Annotated in this window: 16 protein-coding genes; 8 read left to right on the top strand and 8 right to left on the bottom strand. The window is 66.4% G+C overall.

Annotated elements, in window-relative coordinates; translation table 11 throughout:
* Positions 1 to 195 precede the first annotated feature (195 nt).
* Positions 196 to 1,086, bottom strand: coding sequence for a helix-turn-helix domain-containing protein (locus AC0ZLC_RS05415; protein WP_476750703.1), 891 nt, complete (start codon positions 1,084 to 1,086; stop codon positions 196 to 198).
* 73 nt (positions 1,087 to 1,159) lie between these two features.
* Between AC0ZLC_RS05415 and AC0ZLC_RS05410 the strand changes: the two genes are divergently transcribed.
* Positions 1,160 to 2,074 (top strand): phytanoyl-CoA dioxygenase family protein, encoded by a 915-nt coding sequence (locus AC0ZLC_RS05410; RefSeq protein WP_476750702.1) that lies wholly within the window; start codon positions 1,160 to 1,162, stop codon positions 2,072 to 2,074.
* A gap of 196 nt (positions 2,075 to 2,270) precedes the next feature.
* On the opposite strand, the gene AC0ZLC_RS05405 is transcribed toward AC0ZLC_RS05410, so the two are convergent.
* The 3 genes from AC0ZLC_RS05405 to AC0ZLC_RS05395 all read right to left on the bottom strand — a co-directional run bounded on the left by AC0ZLC_RS05405 (position 2,271) and on the right by AC0ZLC_RS05395 (position 4,930).
* Positions 2,271 to 2,462: a YbdD/YjiX family protein gene (locus AC0ZLC_RS05405; RefSeq protein ID WP_476750701.1), complete on the bottom strand. Its 192-nt coding sequence runs from the start codon at positions 2,460 to 2,462 to the stop codon at positions 2,271 to 2,273.
* On the bottom strand, positions 2,459 to 4,615 hold the full coding sequence (locus AC0ZLC_RS05400) for a carbon starvation CstA family protein (RefSeq protein ID WP_476750750.1): 2,157 nt from the start codon (positions 4,613 to 4,615) through the stop codon (positions 2,459 to 2,461). The genes AC0ZLC_RS05405 and AC0ZLC_RS05400 overlap by 4 nt, the downstream gene beginning before the upstream one ends.
* 90 nt (positions 4,616 to 4,705) lie before the next feature.
* Positions 4,706 to 4,930, bottom strand: coding sequence for a DUF3311 domain-containing protein (locus AC0ZLC_RS05395; protein WP_476750700.1), 225 nt, complete (start codon positions 4,928 to 4,930; stop codon positions 4,706 to 4,708).
* A 167-nt stretch (positions 4,931 to 5,097) separates the two neighbouring features.
* Between AC0ZLC_RS05395 and AC0ZLC_RS05390 the strand changes: the two genes are divergently transcribed.
* The 3 genes from AC0ZLC_RS05390 to AC0ZLC_RS05380 all read left to right on the top strand — a co-directional run bounded on the left by AC0ZLC_RS05390 (position 5,098) and on the right by AC0ZLC_RS05380 (position 7,699).
* The gene (locus AC0ZLC_RS05390; protein WP_476750699.1) at positions 5,098 to 6,672 is read left to right on the top strand and encodes a sodium:solute symporter family protein; all 1,575 of its coding nucleotides are present in this window, start codon (positions 5,098 to 5,100) and stop codon (positions 6,670 to 6,672) included.
* Positions 6,673 to 6,761: 89 nt separating this feature from the next.
* Positions 6,762 to 7,358, top strand: coding sequence for a SigE family RNA polymerase sigma factor (locus AC0ZLC_RS05385; protein WP_476750698.1), 597 nt, complete (start codon positions 6,762 to 6,764; stop codon positions 7,356 to 7,358).
* On the top strand, positions 7,355 to 7,699 hold the full coding sequence (locus tag AC0ZLC_RS05380) for a hypothetical protein (protein WP_476750697.1): 345 nt from the start codon (positions 7,355 to 7,357) through the stop codon (positions 7,697 to 7,699). The genes AC0ZLC_RS05385 and AC0ZLC_RS05380 overlap by 4 nt, the downstream gene beginning before the upstream one ends.
* A gap of 181 nt (positions 7,700 to 7,880) precedes the next feature.
* Here AC0ZLC_RS05380 and AC0ZLC_RS05375 read toward each other — a convergent pair whose 3' ends face one another.
* From AC0ZLC_RS05375 to AC0ZLC_RS05360, 4 genes are all read right to left on the bottom strand, one after another.
* Entirely contained in the window at positions 7,881 to 9,164 is a 1,284-nt protein-coding gene (locus AC0ZLC_RS05375) for a polysaccharide pyruvyl transferase family protein (protein ID WP_476750696.1), read from the bottom strand.
* Between the two features lie 497 nt (positions 9,165 to 9,661).
* Positions 9,662 to 11,020 carry a GH1 family beta-glucosidase gene (locus AC0ZLC_RS05370; RefSeq protein ID WP_476750695.1) on the bottom strand — a complete coding sequence of 453 codons (1,359 nt, stop codon included), beginning with the start codon at positions 11,018 to 11,020 and terminating at the stop codon, positions 9,662 to 9,664.
* 3 nt (positions 11,021 to 11,023) lie between these two features.
* Positions 11,024 to 11,236 (bottom strand): hypothetical protein, encoded by a 213-nt coding sequence (locus AC0ZLC_RS05365; RefSeq protein ID WP_476750694.1) that lies wholly within the window; start codon positions 11,234 to 11,236, stop codon positions 11,024 to 11,026.
* Positions 11,237 to 11,661: 425 nt separating this feature from the next.
* A complete protein-coding gene (locus AC0ZLC_RS05360) occupies positions 11,662 to 12,585 on the bottom strand; it encodes a helix-turn-helix domain-containing protein (RefSeq protein ID WP_476750693.1) in 924 nt (307 codons plus the stop codon).
* Between the two features lie 354 nt (positions 12,586 to 12,939).
* Here AC0ZLC_RS05360 and AC0ZLC_RS05355 point away from each other — a divergent pair, with 354 nt between their 5' ends.
* The 4 genes from AC0ZLC_RS05355 to AC0ZLC_RS05340 all read left to right on the top strand — a co-directional run bounded on the left by AC0ZLC_RS05355 (position 12,940) and on the right by AC0ZLC_RS05340 (position 18,030).
* Complete coding sequence (locus AC0ZLC_RS05355; protein WP_476750692.1) at positions 12,940 to 14,271, top strand: choice-of-anchor Q domain-containing protein; 1,332 nt, start codon at positions 12,940 to 12,942, stop codon at positions 14,269 to 14,271.
* Between the two features lie 201 nt (positions 14,272 to 14,472).
* Complete coding sequence (locus AC0ZLC_RS05350; RefSeq protein WP_476750749.1) at positions 14,473 to 15,414, top strand: ABC transporter permease; 942 nt, start codon at positions 14,473 to 14,475, stop codon at positions 15,412 to 15,414.
* Entirely contained in the window at positions 15,411 to 16,319 is a 909-nt protein-coding gene (locus tag AC0ZLC_RS05345; RefSeq protein WP_476750691.1) for a carbohydrate ABC transporter permease, read from the top strand. The genes AC0ZLC_RS05350 and AC0ZLC_RS05345 overlap by 4 nt, the downstream gene beginning before the upstream one ends.
* Before the next feature lie 130 nt (positions 16,320 to 16,449).
* On the top strand, positions 16,450 to 18,030 hold the full coding sequence (locus tag AC0ZLC_RS05340; protein WP_476750690.1) for an extracellular solute-binding protein: 1,581 nt from the start codon (positions 16,450 to 16,452) through the stop codon (positions 18,028 to 18,030).
* Positions 18,031 to 18,088: the final 58 nt, after the last annotated feature.

The following is an 18,088-nucleotide window of genomic DNA, read 5'->3' as shown; positions in this document are numbered from 1 at the left end:
GCCGTGGAACACGGCTGCGACCCGCTGCCCTCCTCGCGTGCTGGCCTGTGCCCAGATGTGCTGCTGCCGTCGGCCAGGGCGGCTTCACTCGGCCCCGGGGGCAGCCGGCGACGAGAGCCTGTCATAGCAGAGGTCTGCCGCCTGCCGGCCGGATGGGGGCGGGCGAGCGGCTCCAAGACCGCCACGTGCTGTGCGTCAACCTTCGGAATGGGCGCCGTGTGCCTTGCGCCAAGCCCCGGGAGCCACACCGCAGGCCTCCGTGAAACTCGCGTAGAACCTGCTCTGAGAGCCGAATCCCGACATCGCGGCCACATCGGAGACCGACATGCCCGTGGTCGCGAGCAGCCGCTGGGCCTCGGCGACGCGGCACTGCGTGAGATAGGCCTTCATGGTCATGCCCAGAACCGTCCGGAATGCGGTCATCGCGTAGTTCGGATGAAGGGGAACCGCGGTCGCGATCTGCTCGACGGTCAGCTGCTCGCGGAAGTGCCGCGTGATGAACCGTGCCATGAAGACCGCGTGTCGCACCGTGCCTTCATTGGGCGCTCCGGTGCCCGGCAGACGCGCCGTGACGGCCTCGCCCGCCAGCCTGCGCACCCAGGCCTCCATTTCCAGGGACGCCGTCTGTCTGCGCTCCAGGTCTCCGCTCTCCAGGTCCAGCAACCACTGGCCGAAGAGTGCCGCGTCCACTTCCCTGCGCGGACTGGGCGGTGTGATGACCGGACGGCCGTTGAGGAGCGTCATGACGAGCGCGCCCGGGAGCTGCCAGCGCAGGAACACTCCGAGGGGCACGTTGACACCCCGCATCATGGTGCCCGGCGCCCTCTCGATGAGCTGGTGGGGAACCGCCGCCCAGAACATGACGGTCGCGTCCTTCGGGACGGTCAGCCTCCGGCCGCCGTAGCGATAGGTGAGTTCACTCTCGACCGCGAGGTTGAACTCGATGTTGTCATGCCGGTGCGCACGGTCCATCAGCATCGCCTCGGCCTGCCAGCAGGACAAGTCATACACCTGATCCACAAGGTGGACGGGCGAAAAAGTCATCTGAGCTTCCGGGAAAGAGTAGAGAGGCAACGAGAAGAACACAGCGCATGGACCTGGTTCGCTGGTCGTCGTGCCAGGGCACGCAATTCGTCCACCGAACCTGGGAGTATTTCGGATGTCAACCGTTACAGGAGCGCCAACCCGCGCCTACCACCTCAGTCCTGAGCAGATCGAGTCCTTCGACGAGAACGGATACCTCGTCCTGCGGCAGCTCCTCGCCCCGGAGCTCGTCGAGCGCCTCCGGCAAGCCGCCGACCGGTGGATCGCGGCCGGCTCGGAGGACCCCGACCACCCGGACTATCTGTTCGCCGACCGGCCCACCGGCCGGGTGATGTGGCGCGTGGACTACCTGCACAACAAGAAGGAAGCCGCCTCTCTCGAACTGCTGGGATGCCCGGAGGTCCTCGGTGTCGCGGAGAGCCTCGCGGGTCCCGACTTCGTGCCCACTTACGAAGCCCTCGTCTTCAAGCACGAGGGCGACGGAGTGGCGGTCCCGTGGCACCAGGACGCCGTGCACCCCCGCAGGCACCGCATCTTCAATGTGGACGTCTACCTGGATCCGTCCCGGGCCGGAGAAGGTGCTCTGCGGGTCGTCCCCGGTTCCCATCGCTCCAAGGCGGACGTGTGCGCCATCGAGGAACGCTTCGGCTGGGAAGTCCCGAACTCGACGGTGGTGGAGATGGAACCGGGTGACGTGCTCCTCCATGACGTCATGCTCGTGCACGGGTCCGAGCCGGTGGTGGGCAACAGGCTGCGCCGCACCGTCTACTACGAGTTCCGCCCGGCACAGCAGATCCTGAGCGAAGGCCCATGGGACGCCGATTGGATAGACGCCCGGCTGCGGCTCGTGCCTGTCGCCCTGCGCGCCTTCCACGACCGCTATCCGGGACGGCCCGGGTTCGAGTGGAATCCGCCGGAGACCCTGCGGCCCGAGCCGACCGACGACACGGAGACCGAACTCAGGATCGCGCACAGGGTGCACACTCCCGGGTCGTACTGCAGCGCCGGAGATGTGCCCGCTGCCGAGTGAGCGGGCACACCCACGAGCGCCGACGGGTCGAAGTCACCTCGACTCCCTTGCCTGATGCAGTGGTGGTGCGGCGAACCGCGCGGGCGGTGATGCGTGGCGGGCATGCCGTCAGGGCTGGGAAGGCATGCCCGCCACGCGGTCGTGGCGCTGCGTGGACATCAGCGACAGCGCGGACGATCGGTCGTGCGGACGGACGTCAGCAGCAACGGCCCGGGGACTCACCCTCGCTCCGCAGGGTACGCAGAAGCTGGTACTCCCGGCGGGTGGGCACCGGTGCGTGCGGGTGGCGACGGTGGTGGTGCCGGCAGTACCGGTCGTACTCCGCCTCGCCGGTCAGTTCCCGCGCGTACCAGAGCACGGCGCTCAGCGCCTTGCGGACGGTGTTCACGCGTTCGCCTCCACCAGCGGCTTGCTGCCCCCGTGCTCCGGCACGTCGATACGGGATGGGACATACGGTGCCTCGGTCGTCGGCAGCGGTTCGGAGGCCCGGAGGGCCCGGACGCAGACCACCGCGCAGTTGACCAGGACGATGAGGACCAGCAGGAGGAAGATCGCCATGATCACGCCGTTCACCGTGTTGTTGAGAACGATGGTGCGCATGTCATCCGTGTCGGCGGCGCCCGGCAGGAGCTTGCCCGCGTCCATGGCGTCGGCGTACGCGTCTCGCTGGGAGAAGAAGCCGATCTTCGGGTCGGCGGAGAAGATCTTCTGCCAACCGGCGGTGTAGGTGACGGCGACGTCCCAGACCAGCGGGATGCCGGTCACCCAGGCCCAGCGCAGCTTGCCGGCCTTGATCAGCATGGTCGTGGTGACACAAAGGGCGACTGCGGCCAGCAGCTGGTTGGCAATGCCGAACAGCGGGAAGAGCTGTTTGATTCCGCCCAGCGGATCGGTCACACCGGCGTAGAGGAAGTAGCCCCAGGCGCCCACCACCAGGGCACTGGTGATCCAGATGCCGGGCTTCCAAGTGACCCGGCCGATCGGCTTCCAGACGTTGCCGAGCATGTCCTGAAGCATGAAGCGGCCCACGCGGGTGCCCGCATCCACCGTGGTCAGAATGAAAAGAGCCTCGAACATGATGGCGAAGTGATACCAGAACGCCTTCATCCCGGCGCCACCGAACACTCCGGCGAAGATCTCCGACATGCCCACGGCCAGCGTCGGCGCGCCTCCCGAGCGGCCGACCAGCGTCTGTTCCTCGACCGCCCTGGCCGCGGCGGTCAGTTGTTCCGGGGTGATGCTGAAGCCGAGGCCCTTCACAGCCTCCGAGGCGGTGTCCACGGTCGGACCGAGCAGCGCGGCCGGGGAGTTCATGGCATAGAAGAGACCCGGCTCGAGGACACAGGCCGCGATCAGCGCCATGACGGCGACAAAGGACTCGGTGATCATGGAGCCATATCCGATCAGCCGGACCTGGGACTCCTTCTGAATCAGCTTCGGGGTGGTGCCCGAGGAGACCAGCGCGTGGAAGCCGGACAGGGCACCGCACGCAATGGTGATGAACAGGAAGGGGAAGAGAGACCCGGCGAAGACCGGTCCCGCGCCCGTGGAAGCGAACTCGGTGACGGGTTCCGCCTCGAGGTTCGGGGCGGCGACCGCGACACCGATGGCCATCAGCGCGATGGTGCCGACCTTCATGAAGGTGGACAGGTAGTCACGCGGCGCCAGCAGCATCCAGACGGGGAGGACGGAGGCGACGAAGCCATAGCCGACCAGACAGAACACCAGCGTCTTGGGGCTCCAGATGAAGTGCTCCGCGAGCGAGGAGTCCTGGATCCAGCCGCCGCCCAGGATCGCGAGCAGCAACAGCGCCACACCGATGAGGCTGGTCTCCACGACCTGCCCTGGCCGCAGATACCGCAGGTAGAAACCCATGAAGAGGGCGATGGGAATGGTCATGGTGACCGAGAAGGTGCCCCAGGCGGACTCCGCCAGCGCGTTGACGACGACCATCGCGAGGACACCGAGCAGGATGATCATAATGGCGAAGACACCGATCAGCGCGGCGGCACCACCCACCTTCCCGATCTCGTCACGCGCCATCTGGCCCAGGCTCTTGCCGTCCCGGCGCATGGAGAGAAACAGAACGATCATGTCCTGGACGGCGCCGGCGAAGATGACGCCCGCGATGATCCATATGGTGCCCGGCAGATATCCCATCTGCGCGGCGAGTACGGGGCCCACCAGCGGGCCGGCGCCGGCGATGGCCGCGAAGTGGTGTCCGAAGAGCACCCGGCGGTCCGTGGGGTGGAAGTCGACACCGTCTTCCAGGCGTTCGGCCGGGGTCGCACGGGTGTCATCGACTTCGAGGATCCGGCGGGCGATGAACTTCGAGTAGAAGCGGTAGCCGACGGCATAGGAACCGAGGGCAGCCATCAACAGCCAGATGGCGGAGATCTCCTCCCCACGGGACAGGGCCAGCACGGCCCATCCGCTTGCGCCCACCAGGGCGACGGCCGTCCACACGAGGATCGATCTCGGGTTCATCCGGGATCGCCGGGGCGGTGGTCCCTCGGGTCCCGGGAGGGAGGCTTCGGGCATGACTGATGTGGGCATGGCGGCTCCTTACCTGAGCGGCGGTGTTGCCTGAGCGGCGGTGTCGGGTGACGCGGCGGTACCGGTCGGCGCTGATCAGGGGTCGTGACGGTGGTCCTGCCGGGTCAGCAGATAGGCGACGAGGAGGCAGAGACCGCATCCCGGCACCCAGACGAGCTGGTACCAGTAGAAGAACGGCGTCCCGCCCAGGCTCGGGCTCGCTCCGGCGTACCAGGGGACCCACAGCAGAGCTGCCGCGGGCAGGAGGAGAAGCAGGACGACGACGACTCTGCGTAGACGGTCCCGACCGGTTCGTGCCATGCCCTGCTCTCCCCTCCCGATCGGTGATGGTCTGTGGGAGAGTTGCCCACTTGCTGAGACTGGTTGACAGCCGATTTCCAGAACATTTCCCGCCGGTTTCTTGTCCTCCGATGCGGCCGCCCGAGCAACCAACAGCGGAGGGCTCAGACACACAAGGACGGTGACCCATGGCGGATGTCGCCATGACCGCCACGTTTCTCGCCGTGATCGGCGGCGCGTCGCTGCTCGCCGTCACCGCGCGCCGTCTGCGCCCCGTCGACCGGCTGCCGAACTTGGAGGGCTGGGCGCTCGCCGACCGGAGCCTCGGCCCGGTGTGGACGTGGCTGCTGCTCGGCGGCACCATCTTCACGGCGTATACCTTCACCGCCGTACCGGGACTGGCGTACGGCAACGGCGCGCCGGCATTCTTCGCGGTGCCCTACACAGTGATCGTCAGCCCGCTGGCATTCATCCTGCTCACCCGCCTGTGGGCCGTGGCCCGCCGTCACGGATACATCACAGTGGCCGACTTCGTACGCGGGCGTTACGGTTCGCCGCTGCTGGCACTCGTGGTCGCGCTGACCGGGATCCTCGCGACGATGCCTTATCTGGCGTTGCAGCTGCTCGGTATCAAGGCGGTGCTCACGGCCGGGGGCGTCTATCCGAGGGGTGTGGCCGGAGACCTGGTGATGGTGGGGCTGTTCGCGGGGCTGGCCGTGGCCACCTACCGGCACGGACTGCGCGCACCCACCGTGATCTCGGCACTGAAGGCGGTTGCCGTGTTCCTCTCGCTGACTGCCGTGTGCTGGGCGGTGCTCGTCCGATTCGGGGGACCGGGCGCGGTGTTCGAGGGGGCGGCGCGACGACTGGACGGCACGGACGGGGGCTTGACCGCCGACGGATCCGCTCTGCTGCTGTCCACCGAGCAGCAGCCTGCCTATGCCACCCTCGCTCTGGGCTCGGCCCTCGCCCTGCTGATGTACCCGCACGTGCTCACCGCAGGGTTCGCCGCCGACAGTGCACGCACCGTGCGCAAGGTCACGGTGGCACTGCCCGCCTGGACGGCGTTGCTGGCGCTGTTCGGCTTTCTCGGGCTCGCAGCCCTGGCAGCCGGCGTTCAGGCCCCCGAGGGTACCGCCGAGGCCGCCGTGCCGATGCTCGTCGACCGTCTGATGCTGGGACCGCTCGCCGGCCTGGTGTTCGGTGCGATCACCGTGGGCGCGCTGGTCCCGGCCGCCGTGATGTCGATCGCGGCCGCCACGAGCTTCGTACGCAATGTGTACGTGGAGTATGTCAATCCGTCGGCCACTCCCAAGCGGCAGGTACGTATCGCCAGGACTGTGTCACTCACGGCGAAAGTGGGTGCGGTGGCATTCGTGTTCGGACTGCGCGACCAGGACGCCATCAACCTCCAACTCTTGGGCGGAGTGTGGATGTTGCAGGTCTTCCCGGCCGTCGCCGTGGGTCTCTTCACCAGCCGGCTGCACTCGCGGGCGTTGCTCGCCGGGTGGGCCGTGGGCATGGTGGGCGGGACCTGCATGGTGGTACGGGAGGGTTTCTCCTCCATCGTGCCGTTCGGTCCGGCCGACCAGCCGCTGGAGGTCTACGCGGGCCTGGCGGCCCTTGTACTCAACCTGTTCGTGGTCGTGGCGGGAACCGCGGCCCTCGAGCGTTTCCATGTCCCACGCGGCACCGACAAGACCGACCTACCGTCCCGCCTGACCATGAGGCGGCGCACAGAGACGGGAGCGCACAACCCGTGATACGCGAGCAGCACACCATGCCGGTACCGTGGCCCCCTGCGATGGCTCATGCCCCCGCGGAATCCTTGGTCCACACACCTGCGGAACCGATGACCCAGGCTTCAGCGGCGCCCGTGACACAGTCCGGCCCTGGCTCCGCGGAGCCGCTGCCGGCGGAACCACCCGAACCTCTTACCGCCCTGACCGACTCCGCCGAGCTGGAGCGGGAGGCGGGACTGGCCCGGCTGTTCGAACTTCACTACTCGTCGATGCTGCGTCTCGCCGTGCTGCTCGGCGCCGATGATCCGGAAAACGTGGTCGCCGAGGCGTACTACCAGATCTACCGGAAGTGGCGGCGGCTGCGCGACATCGCGGCGGCGGAAGCGTATCTGCGCTCCACCGTCTGCAACCTGACCCGAATGCGCATACGGCACCTGCAGGTCGTCCGCAAGCATGTGGAGAACTCACCGGACGAGCTGGTCGCCTCGGCAGAGAGCACCGCTCTGCTCCACGACGATCAGCGGGCACTGATCGATGCGTTGCAGCAACTACCCGCCCGGCAGCGCGAGGCGCTCGTCCTGCGACACTGGCTGGGGCTGAAGGAGAGCGACATCGCCGCCGCCATGGGAATCTCCGCCGGCTCGGTCAAGACTCACACGGCGCGCGGCCTTGCCGCCCTGACCCAGGCGATGGAGGCCCGGCGATGAACAACACCTCTCCCAAGACCACGTCGGGTGCCGCACCGGAGACTTCGGACGCCTCACAGGAGCGGACAGCAGCTGAGATCCGCACCGAACTGGAGCTCCAGGCGGCTCTGGAGGCGTTGGCGGGCGGGGTACGGTCCGCGCCCGACGTGTACCGCAGCGCACGAGCCGACTGGCTGCGTCGTGAACGTCGGCGTCGACTCGTCCTCGCAGTCCTGATCGCCGTTGTCTTCGCCCTCGCGACCCTGATCGGCCTGTGGGTCCTGAACCAGACACCGACGGCCGGGTCCGGTGTCGTCTACTCGGGTGTCGGGGGCACGGCGGCGGGGACGGGGCCGGGCTGACAGTGGCCTGTCCTCGTGGCCGTCCGGATCTTTGTCGGGCGTGACGCCTGGACTGCATGTCACGGCAGCGTGATGGGCCGCCGACTCCGTCGGCGGCCCATCACGTAAGTGCGAGGAAATTCCGTGCCCGCTCGGAAGGGACGTACCAGCCCTCCTTACGCCAGCCCTGCGTAAGGCGAACTCAGGATGAGGACCGACGTGTCCTGTCGAGTCGCTGCTTGAGGTCGACCATGCTCTGCCGGTGCAGATTCGCCGCGTACTTGCGTGACTTGCGTGCCTGTGCCTTGGCCGTCGCGGGGTTCCTGGCGATCCACAGAGCGGCAGGAGCGATGCGGTGGAGGTCGTCGCTGTCGTCCATGTCGAACAGCCAGTCACCCAGACCGATGTCCGCCCACATGAAGCCCTTGCTCGTCTGCTCCTTCCAACGACAGACGATCGCCGGAACGTCATGACCGACCGCCAGGATCGGTGAGTGCATCTCATTGCTGATGAGGCCGGCAGCGCGTGCGTACGTACTCACCGCCTCACTCGGCAGCCAGAAGGTGCGACGCAGGACGACGCGCTCCTTCACATCAGCGGGCAGCGGATCGTAGAGGTTCTCCCGATTGACCTCCACCTGCGACTCGTCCTCCGGACAGAGGAGCACCTTCATGTCCGTGTTCCGGACCACCTGGGCGATCGCCTTGCGCAACGGAGCATGGTCATGCTCCTTCATCTTCTCGTTGTAGGCATGGTCGATCTTGTCCTGCTCGGTCATTTCACGGCCGTAGATCTCCCAGTAGGGCGTCTTGCGCAGCCTGCCGAGGACGCACAGGAACTTCCCTTCCCTCAGCCCGTGGTCACGCAGATACGCCTCGGCCGCCGCGTCGTCCCGCAGGTCCGTGGCGAAGGCGGCGTCAGGGCCGAACTCCACGATCGGCGCGCTCACCCCGGCCGCGCGTACGGCCGCCAGTGACACCGAATCGCGCAGGTACACGAAGCTCGCCCCGTTGAGAAGCGGCAGGGTGCGGTTGTCCGGAGTTCCTTGTGTGATGCCGTAGACCCCGTAGGGCTTGCCGGTCTCCCGCCGCCAGCGGTCGACCTCCTCCATGCCCAGGAGCATGGGCCCGGAGCCGTGCAGGAGGAAGTCGTTGTGCTCCAGAGCCGCCCGCACGCCCGCCGGAGACTTGTCGATCACCCGGAGCCCGGGGAAGCGCGCGGTCAGCATCTCCTTCACGCCGTTCCCGACCGACGACGGCCACAGCTGCACTTCCGCCTGCGGAAGGTGCTTTTCCAGCAGGGCCAGTATCCCGGGGGTGTGCGCCACGTCGCCGATGTTCACGGTCTGCCAGGACGACCGCAGCAGAATGCGCGGAGCCCGGCCCGCCGCGTGAGCGGAGGCCGGCAAGGCCGCCTGCAGCGCTGCGGCCAGCCCCGCGCCGGCCGCGGCTCCCAAGAACGTCCGTCGTTCCATGATGTCGCTCATCTCCCTGGTACTCCGACTGATCCGGTGCCGACCGTCCAGCGCTCGCGGGTGTATCCCGTGTGTCAGTGGGAGAAACGCGAGACCTGGGGGCCGACTGATGGGAAGTACGCTCCTGAGGGCTGTGGAGCCGCAATGGCACTTGGAACCGTGCCGACACCATGCGGCGCTACACCCACCCGCTGCAGCCCGGCTTCCCCGGTCCCGCAACTTCAGCGTTGCACACAAGAGTTGCTCGTACCGTCGACTCGGTTGACAGGAATTCCCCACCGATCGGCGTTCCCCGTCTCGCCGTGCGTCACCGGTTATGTCCCCCATGCCCCGCGGCTCGCTCGCCGCGTCGCCCCACCAGCTCTACTGGGCGCTCGTGTTGACGAAGCCGTGACTCTTTTGCCAGGCCGGCCGTGGCAGCCCCACGACGAGGTCCACTCCGGCAAGTTGCGCCAGGCGCTGGAAGCGCGCTTGGCCCCATGTGTGCTCGAGTACCGGTTCCCATGGCGTCAGGCGGGGGGAGCCGTCACGGTGCGGTGGTCGGCGATCAGTTGTGCGTAGCGGTGACCGCTCGCCTTGATCGTGCGTCCTTGAGTCTCATAGTCGACGTGGACGAGCCCGAAGCGTTTGCCGTATCCGAGAGCCCACTCGAAGTTGTCCATCAACGACCAGGCGTAGTAGCCGTGCAGGGGCGCGCCCCGGCGGACCGCAGAAGCGGCGGCTTCGAGGTGACGCTCCAGATACGCCACGCGGTCGGGGTCGTGCACGCTGCCGTCCGCGCCGACCTCGTCGTCGTAGGCCGAGCCGTTCTCGGTGACGAGAATGGACGCGGGAGCGTACTCGTCGTGCAGCCGCATGAGGAGTTGCTCAAGACCGTCGGGGTGTACCTCCCAGCCCATCGCCGTCGTCGGTGCGCCGGGTACGGGAAGCACCCGGTAGGAGGGCGCGCGCAGCTCGGGGGCGTCCTGGATGATCTGCCTGAAGTAGTAGTTGAGGCCGAGGTGGTCGAGCGGGGCGGCAATGGTCTGCGCGTCGCCGGAGCGCTCCGGCAGGTCGACGCCGTATATCTCCCGCATGTCCGCCGGGAATCCGCGGCCGTGAACGGGGTCGAGCCACCAGCGGTTGTTGTGCCCGTCGGCGCGTCGCGCGGCCCGTCGGTCCGCATCCGAGTCGCTGGCCGGTTCGCAGGGAGTCATGTTGAGGACAAGGCCCACGTTGGGCTTGATCGCCGCGTGTGACCGCAGCGCCTGGGCGGCGAGGCCGTGTCCGAGCAGGAGGTGGTAGGAGGACCGCACGGCGGCGGTGAGATCCTTCGCCCCGGGTGCCAGGACGCCTTCGAGGTACCCCAGCCACGCGGAGCAAAGGGGCTCGTTCAGGGTGGCCCAGTCCTGCACGCGGTCACCCAGTGCGTCGGCCACCACTGCGGCGTAGTCGCCGAAGTGCTCGGCGGTGGCGCGCTCCGGCCAACCGCCGGCGTCCTGGAGCGCCTGCGGCAGGTCCCAGTGGTAGAGGGTGACGTAGGGGCGAATGCCCGCTTCGAGCAGGCCGTCCACCAGCCGGTCGTAGAAGGCCAGTCCTGCCTTGTTGACGGTGGCCCTGCCGGTAGGCAGGACCCGCGGCCAGGAGACGGAGAAGCGGTAGTCGCTGACGCCCAGCTTCCGCATGAGGGCGATGTCGTCCCGCCAGAGCCGGTAGTGGTCACAGGCGACGTCACCGGTGTCGCCGTTGGCCACGGCCCCGGGAACACGGCTGAACGTGTCCCAGATCGACGGGCCTCGCCCGTCGGCATCGGCTGCCCCCTCGATCTGGTAGGCGGCGGTGGACACTCCCCAGCGGAACTCGGGGGGAAAGGACTGGATGGACTGCATGGGTCACTCCCGGGAGAGATGGATGATGCCGCGAACGAGCGCGACGGCGTATGTGTGGGGAAGTCGGCCGGGGGCACGACGTTCGTGCGCGGACGGACTCGTCGACCCACGAGGCGCCCAGGCCGGCCGGTCAGATCTCCGGCCGCGGAACCAGCCCTCGTTCAGGACGTATCGCTCGGCGCCCACCTCTGCGGCGAGTTCGATCAGCTCGGCCATGTCGTGCCGGAACCGGACCGTTTCCCAGATGTTGAGGCGGCCTGTTCACCTTGTTCCGCGCTCCATGCCTCTCCGTCCGGGCCGGGATACGCACCGCACCACATGACAACGGGCAGTTCGTCGGATGCCTGCCGGAGGAGCAGCGTGGTCGCCCGGCGCTGCGGGTCGCCGTCAGGGGTTGGGAACAGCAGCGGGAAGTGGCCAGTGACCGATCGAGGACCAGGGCTGGTCGGGAGGGGCGCATCCACCGGGATACTTCTCTCGTCGCAGGGGAAACAACGCAGGACGTGCGACTTCTGGACCACCACTGAAGGCTCGCCGACGTCGCTGCCGCCTTTCCGTTCACTCACGGTTCCGGCGGGCTCCATCACATCGCCGTTCGCCTGCTGTTTCCTCCCGCTGGCCCCTTCGTCCTTCCAGGATTCTCAGATGCTCTCCGGACCAGGCACCGGCCGGGACCTCTGGGCCATGGCCCGCGCCACTGCCGGGTCCACTCCGGCGACTTCGTTCGACGGCGTGTTGCTGCGATGGGCACGGCGGTAGTTGCCGGGCGAGGTACCGCAGAGCTCCGTGAAACTCGAGTAGAAGCTGCTCTGCGAGCCGAATCCGACGGCGGAAATCATCTCGGAGATCGGCAGTTCCGTGGTGATCAGGAGGCGTTGGGACTCCGCGATCCTGCATTGTGTGATGCGGGCATTGATGGTCGTTCCAAGCACTTCCTTGAAGAGGGACATGGCGTAGTTCGGGTGCAGGGGCACCACGCTCGCTATGTGCTCGACGGTGATCGGCTCGCGGAAGTGCGCGGCGATGAACTCGGCCATCCGCGCCGCGTGTTCCACCGACCGGTGACCACTCGGTTCGTCCGGGCCGAGTACGCCGCCCAGAGCGCCGTGGGTGAGTCTGCGCAGCCGCGCTTCGATTTCGATCTGGCAGATTCGGTGGAGTTCAGCGTCGCCCGTCGACAGGTCGAGCTGCCAGCGTTTCAGCAGCCCGGCGTCGTCCCGGTGGTACTCGTGGGGATCGGCCCGCATCGGCTGCCCACGCAGGAGAGCCCTTACGCCGGCGGAAGGCAGCCGCCAGCCCAGATAGGTCCGCAGGGGCACGTTCAGCCAGTACATCGGAGCAAGTGGTCGGGCCTCGATCAGCTGATGCGGTATCGCTGCCCAGAAGGCGACCAGTTCCCCGGGGGGCACGACCACGCGGCGGCCTCCCAGCAGGTAGACCAGTTCGGAGTCGGTCGAGAGGTTGACTTCGATGTCGTCATGCCGATGGGCCCGGTCCATGGGGGTGGGCGTCCCGTGCCAGCAGGCCAGCATCGAGACGTCGTTCCGCGGGGTCAGCATGTCCATCTGAGGATCCTGGAAGGTCGGAGGAGCCCACAGGAGGCACCCGGAGGTGTGCAGGAGTTGTATGGCGGTCGACCGCAGCGTTCACTTCCGGTCACCGCATCGACCAAGGGATGAGGCCGCCTCCACGGCCCTATCACCCCGGGAAAGTACCTGACAGGTACGGACATCAGGAAGGCCCGGAGGACGCGAACGCGTCACTCCGACGTACTTCAGCCGGGTCCTTGGCACGAGCCGCCCACGGCGTAACGGGATACGCCGTCCTGACGGAACCTGCGCGTGATTTCCCTCAGGGAACAAAGCCAACGGAGCCACACCCAGTGGTTCTCCGCCTGCCCGCACAAGGAGCCGATTGGCATGGCCGCTGATTCGACCAGAATACTGGGAGCACTATCTGCCGCAACCGCCCTGGTGTTGACGTCCGTCGTGGCGGCGCCCACGGCGCAGGCCGCCGGGCGGACCTATTACGTCAGCGCATTGACGGGCTCGGACACCAACAGCGGCCTCTCGGCGACACAGCCCTTCAAGACGATCCAGAAGGCCGCCGACCAGACCTTTCCCGGCGACACCGTTTACCTGATGACCGGCAAGTACGGCGACCTGAACCGAGAGGGCGTCGTGCAGATCACTCGTTCCGGCGCCCCAGGGAGGCCCATCACCTACCGTCCGGCTCCGGGGCACGATCCGTTGATCGCACCCGTGACCGGCTGGAACGGAGTACTCGTCGCCGGCGCCTCCTACATCACCATCTCCGGCCTGAGCGTCCGCGGCCCGAGCGACGATCTCACGCTGGAGGACGCGGAGGTCGGGTCGAAGCCGACCGGGCCCGCGTTCAACACGAACTGCATCTTCATCCGCAAGGACAAGGAGTCCGGTCGCGTTCCCCATCACGTGACGGTTCGCGGCAATCGCGCCTGGGACTGCCCCGGCAGCGGGATCGCTTCCGACACGGCCGACCACCTCCTGATCGAGAGGAACCGTGTGCATTCGACCTCCTGGTACACGTCCTACGCGACGAGTGGGATCTCCGTGCTCCATCCGGTCGACGTCGACAAGTCGAGGTCGACGAAAGTCATCGTTCGCGGAAACGTCGTGTACGACAACGAGACCAAGGTGAAGTGGGCCCAGTGCGGGTGCTATTCCGACGGCAACGGAATCATCGTGGACGACACCCTGCACCTCCAGGACGGGGGGAGCCCCTACCAGGGCCGCATATTGGTCGAGAACAACGTGTCGTTCGACAACGGCGGATCCGGCATCCACGCCTTCAGCTCCAGCAAAGTCGACATCCGCCACAACACGGCGTACTACAACAGTCGCAGCAGCCGCATGGAGAGCTACGGCAACATCTTCGCCCTGAAGAGCAGGGACGTCCGGATCCTCAACAACGTCTCCTACGTCCGCCCAGGCGAGAAGACCAACGTCACCGACCGGAACGTCGACGTGACCTACGACTACAACATCTACTACGGCGGGCTCACACCCGAGGTCATGGGCCCCCACGACGTGGTCGCCGACCCGAAGCTGGTGGATCCCGGAACCTCACCCGACTCGGACTTCCGTCTCCGGGAGAGTTCACCGGCGGTCGACACGGGCACCAGGACCGGCACTTCCGTGGACCACCAGGGAATCCCGAGGCCGCAGGGCTCCGGCTGGGACCGGGGCGCGTACGAGTACGCCGCCCGCTGACGGCGCGGACTGACGCCCTGCCGGGCAGCCCGCTGCGATGCACGACCGACCGTCCGCCCGAAACAAGGGCCGGCAGGATCACGGTGCGACTTCCGCGCCCTGTGTGATGCTGCCGGCCCGGTACAGGGAAACCGTGGAAAACAGGTGGCCTTGATGTTCAAAAGTCTGGAACAACCACGCAGGTCCGGCTCCGTCAAGGATATGCCATCGTCGAAGCCACCGAGTGGGGCGAGTCGTACAAGACTGCGCCGGTTCCACAGGGACAGGCTACTGCTCATCTGCGCGGTACCGGGGATCGCTATCCTGCTGCTTTTTCAGTACGTTCCACTGCTGGGCAATGTCATTGCCTTTCAGGACTATCAGCCGTTCGTTGGCATCCAGAACAGCGAGTGGGTCGGGCTTCGGAATTTCGAGGTCATCTTCAACGGGGATCCGCAATTCGTCACCGCCCTGCAGAACACGCTGACCATCCTTGCTCTTCAGATCTTTCTCGTTTTTCCTGCCCCCATCGCTCTGGCGCTCATACTCAACACGCTGGCATCAGAACGACTCAAGCACCTGGTACAGAGCGTCCTTTACCTCCCGCACTTCCTCTCCTGGGTCATCATCGTCTCCATCTTCCAGCAGTTCCTCGGGGACGCCGGCCTCCTCAACACGGTGCTGCGGTCGCACGACCTCGGCTCCGTCGATGTCATCGGAAACGTCGATCTCTTCAAGGGGCTGCTCACCAGCCAGGTGATATGGAAGGACACAGGCTGGGCGACCATTCTGTTCCTTGCGGCGCTGTCGCAGATTCCCCCCTCGCTCTATGAGGCCGCCGGCGTCGACGGGGCAGGGAAATGGCGTCAGATGTGGCACGTCACCTTGCCGGGCCTGAAAAGCATCATCATCCTGCTTCTCATTCTCCGACTCGGAGACGCGGTATCCGTCGGCTTCGAGCAGATCGTTCTGCAGCAGGGACCGGTAGGGCGTGAGGCCAGCGAAGTGCTCGACACCTACGTCTACAACAACGGCATCGTCGGCGGCGACTGGGGCGTCAGTGCCGCCGTCGGCCTGGTGAAGGGTCTCGTCGGCGTGGCCATGGTCCTGGGTGCCAACAAGGTGGCCCACATGTTCGGAGAGCGAGGCATCTACCAGTCATGACATCCTCCACCATCCGCTCTCGCACTCCACGCGCCCTGCGCATCGCCTCCAGGACGACCAGCCTGGTCAAGGGAGTCACTCTTACTCTCGCCTGTGCGGTGGTCCTCGTTCCGTTTCTGGGAATCGCCTCCACCAGCCTTGCCTCACGTCAGCAGGTGACCGAGTCGGGCGGTTTCGTACTGTGGCCGGAATCACCCACCTTCGACTCCTATGTGGTGCTGTTCGATGGCGGAGTCGTCACCCGCGCACTCGGTGTCAGCGTGTTCGTCACGCTGACCGGCACGGCGCTCAGCCTGACATGTACGGCGCTTCTCGCCTACAGCCTCAGCCGGCCGGGCTCCTTCGCGCACAAGCCACTGCTGATGACCGTGCTGTTCACGCTGCTGTTCACGCCCGGAATCATTCCCAGCTATCTACTCGTGAAGAACCTGGGGCTGATCGACAGCTACTGGTCGCTCATTCTGCCGACCATGATCAACGGATTCAACGTCATCGTCATGCGCGCCTTCTTCATGGAGCTACCGCAAGAGCTCATGGAAAGCGCCCGAATCGACGGGGCCAGCGACACGGTCATTCTGACGCGCATCGTCCTACCGCTGTCGCGGGCCGTACTGGCAGTGGTCGGGCTGTTCTACGCCGTTTCCTACTGGAACGCGTTCTTCGCGCCCATGCTCTATCTGAACGACAGTTCCAAATGGACACTGCAACTCGTCCTGCGCACCTATGTGGTCAACAACACCGAGATGGGCGTGGACCAGCTCAACGCAGCTGCCGAATCACTGCCTCCGCAGCAGTCGATCCAGATGGCGATCCTCGTCGTCTCCATCGTTCCCATCCTGCTCGTCTATCCCTTCCTTCAGCGCCATTTCTCCAAGGGCATGCTGACCGGAGCCGTCAAGGGCTGACGCCGCCCTGCCCATAAGCGCCCCCTCTTTGCGCCGCAACCGAAGTCGAGGAATAATGAGCGACAATCGCAACCGACCCACCCGTCGTACCGTGCTCCGGAGTGCCGTGGCCGCTGCGGCTTCTGCCGGCGTGGCAAGTCCGCTCCTGACAGCCTGTTCCGGCGGTGGCGGCCAGGAGGCGGCCGCGCAGAACGCGGTGGTCAAGCTTCCCGCCCACGTGCCGAACAAGGCCGTGCCGAGGCCGGACTTGCCGCGTGTCCACCCCGACGGCATCGACGGGTACCTGCACTACCCGGCCGAGCACCCGAAGACCGTGCGGAGGGCACCCGGTAAGGGCGGGAAGGTGTCGGCCTTCGTACAGACCTACACCCCGGCCCCGCCCGCTACGTCGAGGAACAAGTACTGGCGCGAGCTGAACGGCAAGCTGAATGCCGACCTGCGGATGAACATCGCCGCGGCTTCGGACTACAAGACCAAGATCGCCACTCTCACAGCCGGTGACGACCTTCCCGACTTCATCCAGATCCTCGGCGGCGGCACCGTTCCCGAGCTGGGCCCCTTCCTCGAGGCCAAGTGCCAGGACCTCACCGGGTTCCTGTCCGGCGACGAGATCAAGAACTTCCCGAACCTCGCCAACCTGCCGCAGATCTGCTGGAAGAGCACCATCTACAACGGCGGGCTCTACGGGCTCCCCATCCCCCGCCCCCGCGCGGTCCTGGCCCTCTTCAGCCGGGACGACCTGCTCGAATCCCGCGGTATCAACCCCGCGCCCGACACGTTCGACGAGTGGTTCGGGGTGATGAAGGAGTTCAACGACCCCGCCAAGAACCGGTGGGCGGCGGCCAACCCGATGGCAGTCCTGACCATGGTCCAGATGATGCTGGGCATGCCGAACAACTGGGACGTGCGCCAGGGCAAGCTCGTGAGCACGGTCGAGATGGAGGAGACGAAGGAAGCACTGAGCGCCTTGGTGAAAATCAAGAAGGCGGGTCTGCTCCACCCCGATTCCTTTGTGGGGACCGCCCCCAACCAGCAGTGGTTCAACTCCGGGACGGTCGCCTTCACGGTGGACCCCAACAACGGCTGGATGTCCTTCTTCAACTCGAACGTCGCGGGCGACTCCTTCAAGATCACGGGCCGGCCGGCGTTCTCCTTCCACAAGGGCCAGAAGGCGGCCACGTGGCTGCAGGAGCCCTCGTTCTGGAACGGGTTGACCGCGGTCAAGAAGAGCAGCAAGGACCGCACCAGGGAGCTCCTGGAAATCGCCAACTGGTTGGCCGCCCCGTTCGGCAGCCAGGAGTACCTGTTCCGCAAGTACGGCCTCGAGGGAGTCCACCACACGGTCGACTCCAAGGGGGACCCGATTCAGAACGATCGGGGAAAGAGCGAGATCCTCGGGATGGGCCTCGGCTTCGTCACGGACGGCCCCTTCACGTTCTACTACCCCAGCGAGCCCGACGTCGTCCGGGGCATGCACAAGTTCGAGGACGGGTTCTTCAAGACCGCGGTCGAGAACCCCGTGTACGGCCACTACTCGTCCGCGCTCAGCCGCAAGGGCGCCCAGCTCGACCAGCTCCTGACCGACTCCAAGAGCGAGATCATCCAGGGACGCAAGCCGGTCTCCTCGTGGGACGACACCGTGCAGACATGGCGTCAGCGCGGCGGTGATCAGATCCGGGACGAGTTCATGAAGTCCATAGAGTCGGCTTGACCCACAGGAAAGGTGATCAGATCCGGGACGAGTTCATGAAGTCCATAGAGTCGGCTTG

Source organism: Streptomyces sp. GLSS-08 (assembly GCF_056387915.1).
Note: the sequence above shows the minus strand (reverse complement) of the source record. Positions and strands in the feature narration are given on the sequence as shown.